This window comes from Sorangiineae bacterium MSr11954 (assembly GCA_037157815.1).
Lineage (GTDB): Bacteria > Myxococcota_A > Polyangia > Polyangiales > Polyangiaceae > Pendulispora > Pendulispora albinea.
Map to the genome: position 1 here is coordinate 9,090,765 of CP089984.1, position 14,161 is coordinate 9,104,925.

At 66.4% G+C, this 14,161-nt stretch carries 13 protein-coding genes; 5 read left to right on the plus strand and 8 right to left on the minus strand.

Features of this window, described 5'->3' with window-relative positions:
* The first annotated feature begins 1 nt into the window (after window position 1).
* The 3 genes from LZC94_35495 (at window position 2) to LZC94_35505 (ending at window position 1,854) form a co-directional block, all read left to right on the plus strand.
* A complete protein-coding gene (locus tag LZC94_35495; protein ID WXB13139.1) occupies window positions 2-451 on the plus strand; it encodes a hypothetical protein in 450 nt (149 codons plus the stop codon).
* Window positions 452-516: 65 nt separating this feature from the next.
* Window positions 517-1,287: a methyltransferase domain-containing protein gene (locus tag LZC94_35500; GenBank protein WXB13140.1), complete on the plus strand. Its 771-nt coding sequence runs from the start codon at window positions 517-519 to the stop codon at window positions 1,285-1,287.
* Between the two features lie 75 nt (window positions 1,288-1,362).
* Window positions 1,363-1,854, plus strand: coding sequence for a hypothetical protein (locus LZC94_35505; protein WXB13141.1), 492 nt, complete (start codon window positions 1,363-1,365; stop codon window positions 1,852-1,854).
* A gap of 39 nt (window positions 1,855-1,893) precedes the next feature.
* Here LZC94_35505 and LZC94_35510 read toward each other — a convergent pair whose 3' ends face one another.
* Window positions 1,894-2,547 (minus strand): hypothetical protein, encoded by a 654-nt coding sequence (locus tag LZC94_35510; protein ID WXB13142.1) that lies wholly within the window; start codon window positions 2,545-2,547, stop codon window positions 1,894-1,896.
* 10 nt (window positions 2,548-2,557) lie between these two features.
* Complete coding sequence (locus tag LZC94_35515; GenBank protein ID WXB13143.1) at window positions 2,558-3,787, minus strand: hypothetical protein; 1,230 nt, start codon at window positions 3,785-3,787, stop codon at window positions 2,558-2,560.
* A gap of 181 nt (window positions 3,788-3,968) precedes the next feature.
* Between LZC94_35515 and LZC94_35520 the strand changes: the two genes are divergently transcribed.
* A complete protein-coding gene (locus LZC94_35520) occupies window positions 3,969-5,177 on the plus strand; it encodes an efflux RND transporter periplasmic adaptor subunit (GenBank protein ID WXB13144.1) in 1,209 nt (402 codons plus the stop codon).
* Window positions 5,178-5,195: 18 nt separating this feature from the next.
* Entirely contained in the window at window positions 5,196-8,384 is a 3,189-nt protein-coding gene (locus LZC94_35525) for a CusA/CzcA family heavy metal efflux RND transporter (protein WXB13145.1), read from the plus strand.
* Here LZC94_35525 and LZC94_35530 read toward each other — a convergent pair.
* The 6 genes from LZC94_35530 to LZC94_35555 all read right to left on the minus strand — a co-directional run bounded on the left by LZC94_35530 (window position 8,359) and on the right by LZC94_35555 (window position 14,026).
* Entirely contained in the window at window positions 8,359-9,507 is a 1,149-nt protein-coding gene (locus LZC94_35530) for an acyl-CoA dehydrogenase family protein (GenBank protein ID WXB13146.1), read from the minus strand. The two genes, LZC94_35525 and LZC94_35530, sit on opposite strands and share 26 nt — an antisense overlap.
* Window positions 9,497-9,664, minus strand: coding sequence for a hypothetical protein (locus LZC94_35535; protein WXB13147.1), 168 nt, complete (start codon window positions 9,662-9,664; stop codon window positions 9,497-9,499). Before LZC94_35535 ends, LZC94_35530 begins: the two co-directional genes overlap by 11 nt.
* Window positions 9,665-10,149: 485 nt before the next feature.
* Complete coding sequence (locus LZC94_35540; protein ID WXB13148.1) at window positions 10,150-10,884, minus strand: AgmX/PglI C-terminal domain-containing protein; 735 nt, start codon at window positions 10,882-10,884, stop codon at window positions 10,150-10,152.
* Between the two features lie 23 nt (window positions 10,885-10,907).
* Window positions 10,908-12,047 (minus strand): acyl-CoA dehydrogenase, encoded by a 1,140-nt coding sequence (locus tag LZC94_35545; GenBank protein WXB13149.1) that lies wholly within the window; start codon window positions 12,045-12,047, stop codon window positions 10,908-10,910.
* A gap of 62 nt (window positions 12,048-12,109) precedes the next feature.
* Window positions 12,110-13,198, minus strand: a complete 1,089-nt coding sequence (locus tag LZC94_35550) for a protein phosphatase 2C domain-containing protein (GenBank protein ID WXB13150.1) — start codon at window positions 13,196-13,198, stop codon at window positions 12,110-12,112.
* Window positions 13,199-13,249: 51 nt separating this feature from the next.
* Window positions 13,250-14,026 (minus strand): haloacid dehalogenase-like hydrolase, encoded by a 777-nt coding sequence (locus tag LZC94_35555; protein WXB13151.1) that lies wholly within the window; start codon window positions 14,024-14,026, stop codon window positions 13,250-13,252.
* Between the last annotated feature and the right edge of the window lie 135 nt (window positions 14,027-14,161).

Genomic DNA, 14,161 nt, shown 5'->3' on the forward strand with positions numbered 1-14,161 from the left:
GGTGATGGTGCATTCGTTCACGCCGGGCGCGACCGTTTCAATGGAGAAGTCCGTTTATTGGCAGCTCACGATCGATCGTGAGCATCGGTTGGTCCGGCTCGTCCGCACGCCGGAGCCTTACGCGCAGCTGGTGGACATTGGCGCGTCATTCCTGTTCGTCGATCGGCAGCTGGTGGACGTGGATCGAAAGCAGTACCGGCTCCTGGTCGATCTTCGCGAGGGCCCGCGCCGCAACGACTCCGCGTTCGAGGCCGAAATGGAGCGCTTTCGACGGGCCCTGGTGGTGTCGTTTCGGCGCACGGCGCTGGTGGTCAAGTCGGCCACGGGGCTGCTTCAGGTGAAGCGGCATATGCAGCAGGATGGCGCGCTCCAAGCGGGCGTGTTCATGGGCGAGACGCAAGCGATTCAGTTCCTGCAGAAGGTGACCTTGCTCGCGCAGAAGGGCCCTTGAGTGAGCGCGGTCGGCGGCCTGCCGTTTCGACGATTCGGTAGCCGATTCGGCCCTATACCCGCGCCATGTGGAACCCTCAGCAATACGAGCGCTTCAAAGCCGAGCGTGAGCTTCCCTTCTTCGATCTGATGTCCCTGCTCCGGCGCGAGCCGAGCCCCGCGCGCGTGGTCGATCTCGGCTGCGGCACCGGTGAGCTCACCCGCGTGCTCCACCGCCAGCTGGGCGCGCGCGAAACCTTGGGCATCGACTCCTCCGCCGAGATGCTCGCGCGCGCGCCGGGCGATCCCGGTCTGCGCTTCGAGCAGCACGATATCCGCGCGTTCGCGCCGGCCCCGGAGGGCGGCACCTTCGATCTGGTGTGGTCCAACGCGGCGCTGCAATGGATCGACGATCACCCGAGCCTCTTCGCGCGATTGACCCAGTACGTGGCGCCCGGCGGGCAGCTCGCCGTGCAGATGCCCGCCAATTTCGATTACCCCACGCATGTCCTCGCGGGCGAGGTGGCAAGCGAGGCCCCCTTTCGCGAGACGTCCCTCGGTGACTACCGCCGGAAGTATCCTCTGCTGACCCCCGAGGGCTACGCTGAGCTCCTCCACGAGCTGGGCTACACGAAGCAGCACGTGCGCTTGCAGGTCTACGCGCACCTGCTCCCCTCGCGGGACGACGTCGTCGAGTGGGTGAAAGGCTCGCTGCTCACCGACTACCGGGCGCGGCTGTCGCCGGAGCTCTATGCGCAATTTCTGGAACGGTACCGAGCGCGCCTTTTGCCCGCGCTCGCCGATACGAAACCCTTCTTTTACCCGTTCAAGCGGCTCTTGATCTGGGGAGCACGGTGAGCGATTTCGCCCGGCGGGGGCGGCCGCTGCGATGAATCATTCTCATCCGAGGGCCGCGGCGACTACAATCGGCGCGTGACGATGCTGCGGAAGGCGATGGGTGCGGCGCTGATGGCGCTGGCGGTGTTCCCGGTGGTGGCGTGCAGCCCCAAAGAGGAGCGCTACGAGTCGGTGTGCCAATTGATTCGCCGCTCGATCGTCGAAACGGACAGCAAGGGCAAGCCGGAGCTGATCGATCTCGAGCTCGAATGGGATCCATGCCCGGGCGATCAGTTCCAAGTGGTGCGCGGCGGGCGTGAGTTTGCCGAGTGCATGGCCAAATACGAAATTGGCGACTATCTGCCGGTGCACGTGCTGCACCAGTGGGACACGCGCGGCTACTACAAGTGGGATCTCTATCGCGTGGGCGACTGCGAGCGGCCCATCGAGCGAGGCGCGGAGGGCTCGTACGAGAAGTCGCAAGAGTGCACGGATCGCAAATCGTTCGGGCGGACCACGGGGTTTACCTGCAGCCGCAAGCCGTTTCGGGAGCTCGTGAAGGTGTGCCCCTGGATGTCGCGCGAATGAGCGGCAACCAGGGGGAATGAGCGGGAACGCGCGAGAACGTCAGGGCCGATTCCAGACCGAACCATCGGCGCACGTGATGCGGTCCACCTGCGCCAAGGCCAAGGACGCGTTCTCGACATAGCGAAGCTTCTCGGAGATGAGCGTCTTGCCGCCGCCCGGGGCGAGCTTCAGCGGCTCGTGCGAGCCGGGGAGCGGGGCGACGAAGGCCACGTAGTTCTCCCCGTGGCGATTGAGCTTCGCGGGCCTTCGCTGGGCGTCGAAGCCATAGGCGACCCCTTCGATCTTCGTGACCTCGCACGTACCGCGGTTCTCCACCTGAACGTGCAGCTCGACCTCCCCGTCGTTTCGACCGATCGCGCCCACGATGGCGACGACCGGATCGGCCGCCGTCCGCTCGCGGACCGCCATCCGGGTGCGCTCGAGGGGCATGGCCTTCATGACCAAGGTGCCCGCGGCGGGCGTGGGGTCGGCGTCGTCCCGGCTCGCCTCCTCGTAGGAGTCCCGCGTGACGTGGGTCGTCGGCTGGCGCCACTGCTGCTCGAGCGAGAAGCGGCCGATGAAGTACCCGGCGATGAGGCCGACGACGAGCGTCGCCACGGCCACCAGGAGCATGCGCGCCGGGCTATTTCCGGGGTATCCGGGCTTCGCTTGCGAGGGCACGAGCGAGGGTTGCCTTTGGGGTTCGTCGCTCATTTCTACCTACCTATATCAAGGAAACGGTCAGCATCATGGCCACCGTCAAGATGGGCACCCAGAGGCGCGCCATGCGAAAGACCGTGTCGATCTGTTTCTCGTCCATGATGAGAAACGCCCATGTGGAGAGCATGTTCAGGAGCAGCGAGACATAGACCCCCAGCATCAGTTTGTCCGCGCGCGTGAGGTACCCGGTCGCCGGCAGGGACTGCGTGAGCGAGTAGTGAAAGAACACGGCCGCCGCCAGCATGGGCGCCACCGCGTTGGTGCGGATATCGAGCTGCTCGGCCGGGACCCAGAGGCCCATGAGCGAAATGAGCACGATGATGTACGCGGGGAAAAAGACGCTGAAGGCGGCGCTGGTGGCGAAGCGCTCGATGCCGAGGGTGAACTTGTAGCGCGAGACGTAAAGGTCGTCGCGATCGAAGCGCGGCGGGTAAAGGTGCTTGTAGGCGCGCGCGCCAATCGAGTCGACCCCCCAACCCGAGAGCGTGAACTGCGCGTCGAGCGAGGTGCGCTCTTGGTAGGGCTCGAAGACGAGCTGGTCGATGCCGGCGCGCAGATCCTCGAGCTCGATGCTCAATCGTTGCGTATCGAAGGGATAGCGGCGCAGATCCACGGGGCTCGTGAACTTGCCCGTGCAGTGGTACGCCTTGAAGGTGGGCGTGTCGGCGAGCGCGGTTTGATTCACCTCGTGCCCGTTGGTGAAGAAGGGCTCCACCGCGCCCATGGGCTTGTCGGACATGAGCGAGAGAAAAAACTCCGCCTCGAACGAGCCCGTTTGAATGTTGTACTCGCGCACATTGTTGATGACGAGCCCCACCTTGACGGTGGCCGGGCCGCCAAAGCGCGGGTGCGCGAACGGCGAGCGGTATTTGCCCTCGCGGTGAATGGGGACTTTGCCCGTTCCAATGGCGGCCTGCCGCTCCTCCGACAAGCCGGGCGGGATATCGCTCTCGTCTTGAATGACCGCATAGTCGAGCGGCGAGCCTGCGTCCTCCTCGGGGCTCGCGGGTGCGGCAGCAGGCGCCGGCGCGGCAGCAGGTGCGCCGGCGTCGGCGATGCTCCCTGCGCCGGCCTTGCGCGAGGCTTTTCCAGCGCCCTTGACGACCGCTCCGGCGGGCGGCGCGCTGGCTTTGTCCTCGCCCTTGTCCACGGGCGCCGCCGTGCCCGCGTTGACCTTGCCGATGAAAATCAGGACGCCGAGGACGAACGCCACCGCGAGCGACACGGCCTGCACGATGGCAGAGCGTGGGGAGTTGCGAGGTCGAGCGGTGCGCGCCAATAGCTTCCTTTCCTCAAAGCTCTCTCCCCGCTTGGCGTACGACGCAACCGCCGGGGAAGACCACTTTACTACGAAGGCCCTTCGGAAAAAGCCAGGGTTTTCACGCTTCGGTGGTAGGACGCTATAGTCTTACGGCATGGGTCGGCTTCGGTTGCTCTTTTGTGCAATGGCGTGCGTCGCGTATGTTGGCGCGTGCCATAAAAAGCAGGCCGAAGAGCCGCCCGAGGTCAAACCCGAGGCCGATGTCCAGCTCGGTCCGGCCGCCCTGCAAGCCGCGGGACTGAGCACGGGAAAGCCGCGCCGGGTCGAGCGGCGCTCCAGCGTGGCGGTGACGGGGGTGCTGGAGTTCGTGCCCAATCGCGTGGCGCGTGTGGGGCCGCTCATCGAGGGTCGCGTGGTCTCGATTCGGGTCGATCCCGGCCAACACGTGGCGCCAGGGACGGTGCTGGCCACGGTGGAGAGCGTGGAAATCGGCAAGGCGCGCTCGGACTTTTTGGCCTCGCAGGTGAAGATGCAATATGCCGAGCGCGAGCGCGTTCGGCAGCATCGCCTGGCCGACGCCGGGGTCACCACGGGACAGAGCGTGATCAACGCCGAGACGGATCGCGATCTGGCCAACCTGGAGATCCGCGCCGCGGCCGAGCGACTGCGGGCCGTGGGGGTGAACCTCGACGACCTGACGCACGCCGATGCGGGCGCAGGCTCCGGGCGGCCTTCGACGGCCATGAGCTTGCGCACCCCGCTGGGCGGCTTGGTGCTGGACGTGAACGCGCGGGTGGGCCAGGCCGTGAGCGCGACCGATACCTTGTTCGTGGTGGGCGAAATCGACAAAGTGTGGCTCATCGTGGACGTGTACGAGCGCGATCTGGCCAAGGTGCACGCGGGCGACGAGGCCAAGGCGCGCGTGGTCGCCTACCCGGATCGCACCTTCACGGGGCGGGTCGACTATGTGGGGGGCATCGTGGACGCGGTGCGGCGCGCGGTCCCTGCGCGCATCGTGCTGGAGAACCCCGACGGGGCGCTCCGGCCGGGCATGAGCGCTTCGGCCCATATTTTTGGGGCGGCGGCGCCAGCCGAGGGGGTCGATTCCGGCTCGCCGCAGCAGGTGGCAGACCGCGTGCTGGTGGTGCCGCGGGGGGCGATTCAGACGATCGATGGGCAGCCATTCGTCTTCGTGGAAAAAGGCGAGGGCAAATATGCACTTCGGGCGGTGGAGCGCGGGGCGGCGCTCGACCGCGACGTGGAAATCCTCAGGGGGCTCACGGGCGACGAGACGATCGTGACCGACGGCACCTTCGTGCTGAAGAGCGAAGCGCTGCGCGAGCAAATGGGAAAGAACGACTAGCTCGATGGGCGGCCGAAGGTGATCGATCGACTGCTGGAGCTCTCGGTTCGCAACCGTGCCCTGATCATCCTTTTGTCGTTCGTGTTCGTCCTTGTGGGAGGCTTCGCCGCAGGGCGGGTGCCCATCGACGCCGTGCCCGACGTGACCAACGTGCAGGTGCAGGTCATCACGGCCGCACCGGCGCTCGGCCCGCTCGACGTCGAGACGTACGTGACCTTCCCGGTCGAGATGACCATGGCCGGCACCCCGGGCCTCACCGAGGTGCGCAGCACGTCGCGCCCGGGCATCTCGGTGGTGAGCCTGATCTTCGACGACGACACGAACGTGCTGGAGGCGCGCCAGCTGGTGGCCGAGCGGCTCCCCAAGGCGCGCGACGCCATCCCAGAGGGCTACGGCGAGCCCGAGATCGGGCCCATGTCGAGCGGCCTGGGGGAGGTCTTGCACTTCGAGGTGCGCGGCGAGGGGCGGAGCTTGATGGAGCTGCGCACCATCCTCGATTGGCAAATCGCGCCGCGACTGCGGTTGGTCCCTGGGGTGGTGGAGGTCAACACCTTCGGCGGCCAGGCCAAGTCGCTGGAGGCGGAGCTCGATCCGGAGCGGCTGGCGGCGGCGCGCGTGGGGGTTCCGCAGGTGCTCGCGGCCATCGCACGCAATCACCTCGCGGTGGGCGGCGCGTACATGGTCGATGGGCGCGAGAACATCACCGTGCGCGGCGAAGGGCGCGTGATCGGCCCCGAGGATCTGGGGCAGATCGTGATCGAGACGCGGGGCGATCGAACCCCGCTTTATCTCAAGGATCTCGGGCAGGTGCACTATGCACCTCTGGTGCGCTACGGCGCGGTCACGCGCGATGGGCGCGGGGAGATCGTGGTGGGGGTGGCGCTGATGCGGCGGGGGGCCAACTCGGGCGAGGTGGTCTCGGAGGCGAAGGCGCAGCTCGGGCGCATCCAAAAGTCGCTGCCGGCGGGGGTGACGATCGACCTCTATTACGATCGGCAGTGGCTGGTGGAAAAGACGATCCACACGGTGGCCAAGAACCTGATCGAGGCGAGCCTCCTGGTCGTGGTCATCCTGCTGATCACCCTCGCGAATTTGCGGGCGGGGGCGGTGGTGGCCGTTTCGATTCCGCTGGCGCTGGTGGGGGTGTTCATCGGGATGTGGCTCGGGGGCGTGTCGGGCAATCTTTTGAGCCTGGGCGCCATCGATTTCGGGCTGGTGGTCGACGGCGCGGTCATCATCATCGAAAACGCGCAGCGCCACCTGGCGGAGCGGCGGGCCGAGCTCGGGAGGCCATTGACCGACCCCGAGCGGCAAGAGACGGTGCTCGCGGCGGCGCGCGAGGTGCGCGGGGCCACCGCCTTTGGCGAGGCGATCATCGCGCTGGTGTACGTGCCGATTTTGGCGCTCTCCAGCGTCGAAGGACGCATGTTCCGGCCCATGGCGCTCACCGTGCTCTTTGCGCTGGCCGCGGCGTTCGTGCTCTCGCTCACCTTGGTGCCGGCGCTGGCGTCGCTGGTGCTTTCTCGCAACGCCACCGATCGCCCGAGCGCGGTGCTCCGCGGTGCTTCGCGTATCTATCGGCCGATGCTGGACAAGGCGCTTCGTTGGCCGAAGGCCACGGCGTCGGTGGCCACCTTGGTGTTCGCGGGGAGCTTGGTGCTGGGGAGCCAGCTGGGGCGCGAGTTTCTGCCGAAGCTCGACGAGGGGACCTTGGTGATCCCCAGCGTGCGGCTCCCCTCGGTGTCGCTCGAGTCGTCGGTGGCTCAAATGACGCAAGTGGAGAAGCTCCTGCTCAGCTCTTTCCCCGAGGTGACGAGCGTGATCTGCCGCACGGGCCGGGCGGAGATTGCCATCGATCCGATGGGGATCAACATGACCGACGTCTACGTGATGCTGAAGCCGCGCGACCAATGGACCACGGCGCACGATCGGGAGTCGTTCATCGCGGCGGTGGATGAGAAGCTGTCGAAGTCCATCCCGGGGCTGGGGCTCTCGTATTCGCAGCCCATCGAGATGAACACGAACGATCTCTTGGCGGGCATCGACTCGGACGTGGCCGTGCAAATCTACGGGAGCGATTTGGTCCAACTGAAGCAGCTCGGCGATCGCGCGGTGCAAGTGCTCCGCGCCATCCCCGGCGCCAAAGACGTGCGCGCGGAGATGGTCGCGGGGTTGAACGCGCTCACGGTGCACATCGATCGCACGGCCATCGCGCGGCAGGGGCTCGACGCCAAAGACGTGCTGGACACCGTGCAGGCGCTCGGCGGCACCGAGGTCGGTACGATCGCCGCGGGGCCGGAGCGCTATCCGATCCAGGTCCGTCTGTCGTCCTCGGCGCGGCGCGACGCGGAGTCGATCGCGGCGTTGCCGATCCGCACGTCGTCGGGCGCGCTCTTGCCGCTCGGGCAATTGGCGGACATCACGGTGGCACCGGGGGCGTCGGAGATCAGCCGCGAGCGGCTCTCACGGCGCATTTCGGTGCAGGCAAACGTGCGCGGGAGCGATTTGGCGTCGTTCGTGGAGACGGCCAAGGCGGCGCTGGAGCGGGACGTGAAGATGCCGGCGGGCTACTTCTTCGCGTGGGCGGGGGAGTACGAGCGTTTGCAGAGCGCAACGGCGCGGCTGCTCGTGGTGGTGCCCGTGGCGCTGCTGCTCATTTTGGTGCTGCTCGTGGCCACCTTCGGCAAGGTGAAGCAGGCGCTCTTGATCTTCGCCAATGTGCCCATGTCGGTGAGCGGCGGGGTGTTTGCGCTGGCGGCGCGGGGGATGCCGTTCAGCATTTCCGCAGGCGTGGGCTTCATCGCGCTGTTTGGCGTGGCCGTGCTCAATGGGCTGGTGCTCGTGTCGAGCATCGAGAAGCTGCGCGCGCGGGGGGTGGCCATGGCCGAGGCGGTGCGGCTGGGGGCCGAGGGGCGGCTTCGGCCCGTGCTGACGACGGCGCTGGTGGCTTCGCTGGGGTTTTTGCCGATGGCGCTCGCCGAGGGGGCCGGCGCGGAGGTGCAAAGGCCGCTCGCCACCGTGGTGATCGGGGGGATCGCGTCGGCGACGCTGCTGACGTTATTGGTGTTGCCGGCGGTTTACGAGATCGTGATTGGGCGGGACGCGTTGGTGGGCAGCGTGGTGCCGGAGGCGGCTGGCGTGGTGGAGGAGCGCGCTTCGGCTCCCCCGCCCCTCCCCCGTGTCAGCCCAGAACGTGGCGGGCAATGACGATGCGCTGAACCTCGCTGGTGCCTTCGTAAATCGTCGTCACGCGCACGTCGCGCAAATGGCGTTCGGCGGGGAATTCGCGGATGTAGCCGTAGCCGCCGTGGATCTGGACGGCTTCGTTGCAGATGCGGTTGGCGGCTTCGCTCGCAAAGAGCTTCGACATCGACGCTTCGCGGGCGAAGGGCTTGCCTTTTTCCTTCAGGGTCGCGGCGCGCATGGATAGAAGGTGCGCGGCATCGAGCTCGGTCTTCATGTCGGCGAGCTTCCACTTGATGGCTTGAAAGTCGCCAATGGGATGATCGAAGGCGCGGCGATCCTTTGCATATTGCACGCTTTCGTCGAGGGCCGCGCGGGCGATGCCGATGGCCTGCGAGCTGATGCCGATGCGGCCGCCGTCCAGCGCCATCATGGCGATCTTGAACCCGCCGTTGAGGCCCCCGAGCAGCGCGCTCTCCGGGATGCGGCAATTCTCGAAGTGGAGCGAGACGGTGTTCGAGGCGCGGAGCCCCATTTTATCCTCGGCCTTGCCGACGAAGAGCCCCGGCGTTCCGCCCTCGACGAGGAAGCACGAGATGCCGCGGGTGCCCGGCAGGGTCGCCTTGTCGCCCGTGCGGGCCCACACCACGAACACCCCCGCGTGGGCGCCGCTGGTGATCCACTGCTTGTCGCCATCGAGCACCCAGCCATCGCCCTCGCGGCGCGCGGTGGTGAGCATGCCGCCCGGATCGCTCCCCGCCCCCGGCTCGCTGAGCGCAAACGAGCCTGCGAGCCACTCGCCGCTGGCCAGCTTGGGGCAGCAGTGGGCGCGCTGCGCGTCGGTGCCGAAGGCTGCGATGACCTCGCCCACCATGTTGGTCACCGCCATGGTGACCGCCGTCGACGCACAGGCGTACGCGATCTCCTGCATCGCCAGCGCGTACGAGACGGCACCTGCCGCGGCGCCGCCGAGCTCCTCGGGGACATTGACGGCGAGCAGACCCAGCTCGGCGAGGCCTTTCAGGATCTCGCGCGGGAACTGCTCTTTTTTGTCCAGCTCCGCGGCCTGGGGGAGGATGACCTTGCGGGCGTAGTCGCGGGCGGTTTGTTGAACGAGTTTTTGGGTTTCGTTGAGTTCAAGATCCATGGGTTTCCCGTTCGTTGTCGTCGCCCTCGGACGATGCCAAAGCAAGCTCCTCGATCGCTTCCTGCCGTAGCTTCGCGAGCTGCTCGCGGAGATCGTGGGCGATCTCGCCTTCGAGCGTCATGTATCGACGGTCGTCGATTTTTTTCAGCAGCTCCATTACATCGGCCAACCCTTGGTAGGAACGAGAACGGAGGAGTAGCTCCAGAAGCCCGCGAAGGCCAACATAGGCCGCATCCCGCGAGCTCGCTCCTGCGCAATCCGGCGATGGGTAGGCATGTCCTTCGGAGCGGAGTATCGGATCACCTGAAACGAACACGTGCACCCGAACGCCAGTTGGCTCGTGCCGAAGTCGGCGTGGCGAGACCAACACGAACCCGTGCTCACGACTGTGCTCTCTCAATCCTCTCCACGCTTCGCCGCTGACCAAAACGTGAAGGTCCGGCATGAATCGTTCGTAACCGTGATGAATCACGGCCGCTCCGCCCACGAGCCGGTACGGAGCCCCGACCTCTTTCAGCAACGTCTCCAGCGCGGGAAGCGCGACATCGACCTCGCTCACGTCCGGCCTCGCAAAGCGCGCGAAGCGCCGCAATCGTCCGAGAACATGAGCGACATCTTGCATAGCTTACAGGATAGCAGCCATCACAAATCGAAGCTCACCTTTGCCGCATAGCTCCCCGGGCTCGGCAACGAGAGCCCCCGGATCGCGTCCACCAAGCAATCGACCTTGTCCGCGCCCTCTTTGCTCGGGGGGACCACGGACGCAGCCTGCACCTTTCCTCCGCGCCCATCGGGTTCGACATACGCCGTGGCGCGGAAACGGCCGCTCACGCCCTCTTTGCATTTGCGGATGCCCTCGGCGTTTTTGCCGAGCGACTCGTTCACGCGGTCCGCGTTCCAAGCCACGGGCGCGCGCACGTCGCCGGGCGCATCGAAGCCGAAGCTGTTTCGAACTTCGGCCTCGCCGCCTTGGGGCTTCGGCCACGACGCGGAGGTGAGCACGTCCATCATGCACTTCTCGCTCTCGCGATCGCCCAAGGTGGAGTCTTCGAAGTACCCGTAGCGCACGGTCCCATCTTGGCCCACGCGGAGGAAGACCTTGATGTCGCCCTCCAGGTACTCGACCCGCTTCAAGCCGTTCTTGTAGCAGCCTTGAAGCTTGGACTGCAGACGCCAGAAGGTCTGCTCCACCGCCCGCGAGTCGATGGAGCCGAGCTCCGTGGACACCTGCATCCCGGAGCTCTGCGGACGAACGCGCTGCGACGTGGTCTCCGCCTCCGCGTCAGGGCTGCGCGCTTCTTGTTGCGCACCGCCGCACGCAACGGACGACGCACACGAAACGACCGCAACGAGACCAGCCAAGGTTCGTATGGACATCGAGCCTCTCCGCAACGAACGCTTCACGCGAGCAAGCTCGCCGCGATGACGAGACGCTGGATTTCGCTGGTGCCTTCGTAGATTTCGGTGATGCGCGCGTCGCGGTAGTGACGCTCGACGGGGAACTCGGTCGAGTAGCCGTAGCCGCCGTGGACTTGAATGGCCTTGTGCGCCACGCGCGTCGCCATTTCGCTGGCGTAGAGCTTGGCCATCGCGCTCTCGGGGCTGTGGCGCACGCCCTTCTCCTTCATCGAGGCGGCGCGCCACGTGAGGAGGCGGGCGGCATCGAGCTCGGTCGCCATGTTGGCCAGCATGAACGCGATGGCTTGGTGCTGCGCGATGGGGACGCCAAAGCTCTTTCGCTCCTTCGCGTAGGAGGCCGAGACCTCCAGCGCGGCGCGCGCGATGCCCAGCGCCTGCGAGGCGATGCCGATGCGGCCGCCGTCGAGCGTGGCCATGGCGACCTTGAAGCCATCGCCGACCTTGCCCACGACCGCGCTGTCGGGGACTTTGCAATTTTCGAAGAACACGGTGCACGAGTGCGCGGCGTGGATGCCGAGCTTGTGATCGCGCGCATTTTGCGTGTAGCCGGGGGTGCCCTTTTCCACCAGGAACGCCGTGTGGCGGACTTTGGGCCCGCTGCGATCGGTCACCGCGAAGACGAGGATGTAGTCGGCGTGCGGTCCGTTGGTGATCCAATTTTTCGCGCCGTTGAGAATCCATCCGTCGGATGTCTTCTCGGCGCCGGTCACCATCGTTTGCGCATCGGAGCCGCTCATCGGCTCGGTCAGCCCAAAGCACCCGAGCTTCTCACCGCGCGCCACCGGGGTGAGCACGTTCTTCTTCTGCTCCTCGGTGCCGAACTTGTAGACGGGATCGCAGAAGAGCGAGTTGTTCACGCTCATGATCACGCCGCACGACGCACACGCCGCGCTGATCTCTTCCATGGCCAGCGCATAGCTGAGCGGGTCCAGTCCGCCGCCGCCGTACTCTTGCGGGATGGCCATCCCCAAAAATCCGAGCTCACCCAGGCGCGTGACGATTTCCGCCGGCCAGCGCCCGGACTTGTCGAGCTCGGCCGCCTTGGGGGCGATCTCGCGCGCTGCAAACTCACGGGCCGTATCGACAATCAGCCTCTGTTCCTCGGTCAGATCGAAGTCCACGTCGTTTCTCCTGCTCGAATGAAAGAATCAAGCTCGTGGCCGGGCGGCCGGGCCGCTGCACCCTAAGCTTTTCGCGTTAGCTCGTCGAGCGCTTCGCGCCACTCGGCCCCGAGGTCCTCGTTGCTATCCATGTCGGGCCGTTTTTCCTTGCGGGGAACCACTTGGGGTCCTTCGGCCACCCCCAAAATGACGATCTCGGGCTCGTCATCGCGCGGTACGTCGCCCGGCTCGCTGCTCTCTCGCTCGCCGGTGGGCACGAGAAAGGCGCGCTCCAGGGTTTGTGACATCGCGGTGAGCACGCCGCCATCCCCCACGCCCTCGCCTGCCAAAGCAGGCTCGCAGATCAGAACGAGCGCCGTGATGTTGTCGCGCGCACCAGCCGCCCATGCCGCATCGACCAAGGTGCGCGCCGCCTCCTCGGCGGATTTGGCCTCGCCGAGCAACGCGTGCAGACGTTGGCGCGGGAGCGCTTCGGTGACGCCGTCGGAGCACAGAAGGTACCGATCGCGCGGCAAGAGCTCGTTCGTGCGCACGGTGACGCGCAGCGGATCCTGCATGCCGAGGGCGCGGGTGACCACGTTGCGGGGGAGCTTTTTCAGCACGTCGTCCCCCATGTCGGGCCACGTTTCGAGCACGTCGTGAAGGAGCGAGTGGTCCTCCGTGAGCAGCTCGAGCAACCCTTCGCGCCAGCGGTAGCAGCGGCTGTCGCCCACATGGGCGATGTGGATGGATCCGTAGCCCACCGCTGGAAAAGCTGCCACCACCGTGGTGCCCATGCCTTTGTCGGCGTTCTGGCTCTTGGCCTGCTCCATCACCGCGCGGTTCGCGTGCTGGATGGCGCTCACCAAGCGGCGCGCATCGACATAGAGGCCAAACGTGTCGACATCGGCGCGCTCCGTGCGATCGACGCCGCTCGCTTCGAAGGCGTCGGCGATCGCCTGGAGGGCCAGCTGGCTCGCGACATCCCCCGCGCCATGACCTCCGGCACCGTCGGCGAGCACGAAGAGCCCGAGATCCGCCCGCTCGAGCAGGGCGTCCTCGTTGAACGCGCGCGCCCCGATGTGCGTTGCACTCGCGGAGCGAACGACGATGGGGGCTCGAGGGCTCGGCGCGGCCTCGGGACTGGCGGGGGGGGACGCGGCCGGCTCCATTGTGCCACCCCAATATACTTCAGGCCGTGGGCGGGTTTCGCGGGGTTTCGCTCAGCCTTGGGTCGGAACGAGCTCCACGATGCCGGGGATCTCTCCAAGCCGCTTCAAAAGCCGCTCTTTCGGCAAAAATGTCACGGCGACGCGAGCCGCCCGAAGCATGGCCACATCGTAGATGTTGTCACCAAATGCCGCATAGAGGGGCCGCTTGTCCAAACGCGGCGCGAGCACCACCATCTTGCCACCGTCATATGGGACGGGACCGGCCATGCGCGGCACCATGACATCTCCCTCGAACGCGGCGGTCGCGGCCTCGGTCTGCCCGGGGCCGAAGCCCACCACCTCGGCGGCCGCATCGACGATCGATCGCGGCGAGGCGCTGACCAGAATGGCCTCGACCCCTCTTGCGCGAACCCACTCCACCATCCCAACGATCGGGCGATGAAGGCGCGCGACCAGATTTCGTTCGCGCACGACGTGCCGTGCGAACTCGTGGATCTCGCCGCGACGCCAGCCCGCGCAGCACCACGTCATCATCTCGCAGCAGCGAAGCTCGGGGTAGCGGCCGGCTTGGTGGGCCTCGAACAGCCTCCCCGCGAGCGCCGCACCGTCGCCGCCTGCATCGATGCCGAACTCCTCGGCCTCCCGGCGCATGGCCTCCATGGCCGGCGCACGAAAGTCATTAAGTTGAAGAAGTGTGAAGAAGAAGTCTTCGGCGACATCCCCGTCCCACAAGGTTCCATCGCCATCGAACGCCACGGCGCCCCCTGGATTCGCCGCAATTTCCCGCTCGATTCGTGCGAAAACCTCTTCGCTGTTCACCTTCTCCATTCGATCATTCTGCTCCGCGCGAGTCGATAGGGCATGGACTTGACTCCGGACAGGGTCGGACGCAACCGTGCGGACCATGCGCACGGCGATCGTGGCCTCCGGGGAGCGGGTGGAGGTCAGGGGTAGTTTTCCGGA

Bases quoted from the DNA above. Each gene is read 5' to 3' on its own strand.
- LZC94_35500 (WXB13140.1), top strand. From the start codon at position 517: ATGTGGAACCCTCAGCAATACGAGCGCTTCAAAGCCGAGCGTGAGCTT.
- LZC94_35510 (WXB13142.1), bottom strand. From the start codon at position 2,547: ATGAGCGACGAACCCCAAAGGCAACCCTCGCTCGTGCCCTCGCAAGCG.
- LZC94_35520 (WXB13144.1), top strand. From the start codon at position 3,969: ATGGGTCGGCTTCGGTTGCTCTTTTGTGCAATGGCGTGCGTCGCGTAT.
- LZC94_35530 (WXB13146.1), bottom strand. From the start codon at position 9,507: ATGGATCTTGAACTCAACGAAACCCAAAAACTCGTTCAACAAACCGCC.
- LZC94_35535 (WXB13147.1), bottom strand. From the start codon at position 9,664: ATGGAGCTGCTGAAAAAAATCGACGACCGTCGATACATGACGCTCGAA.
- LZC94_35540 (WXB13148.1), bottom strand. From the start codon at position 10,884: ATGTCCATACGAACCTTGGCTGGTCTCGTTGCGGTCGTTTCGTGTGCG.
- LZC94_35550 (WXB13150.1), bottom strand. From the start codon at position 13,198: ATGGAGCCGGCCGCGTCCCCCCCCGCCAGTCCCGAGGCCGCGCCGAGC.
- LZC94_35555 (WXB13151.1), bottom strand. From the start codon at position 14,026: ATGGAGAAGGTGAACAGCGAAGAGGTTTTCGCACGAATCGAGCGGGAA.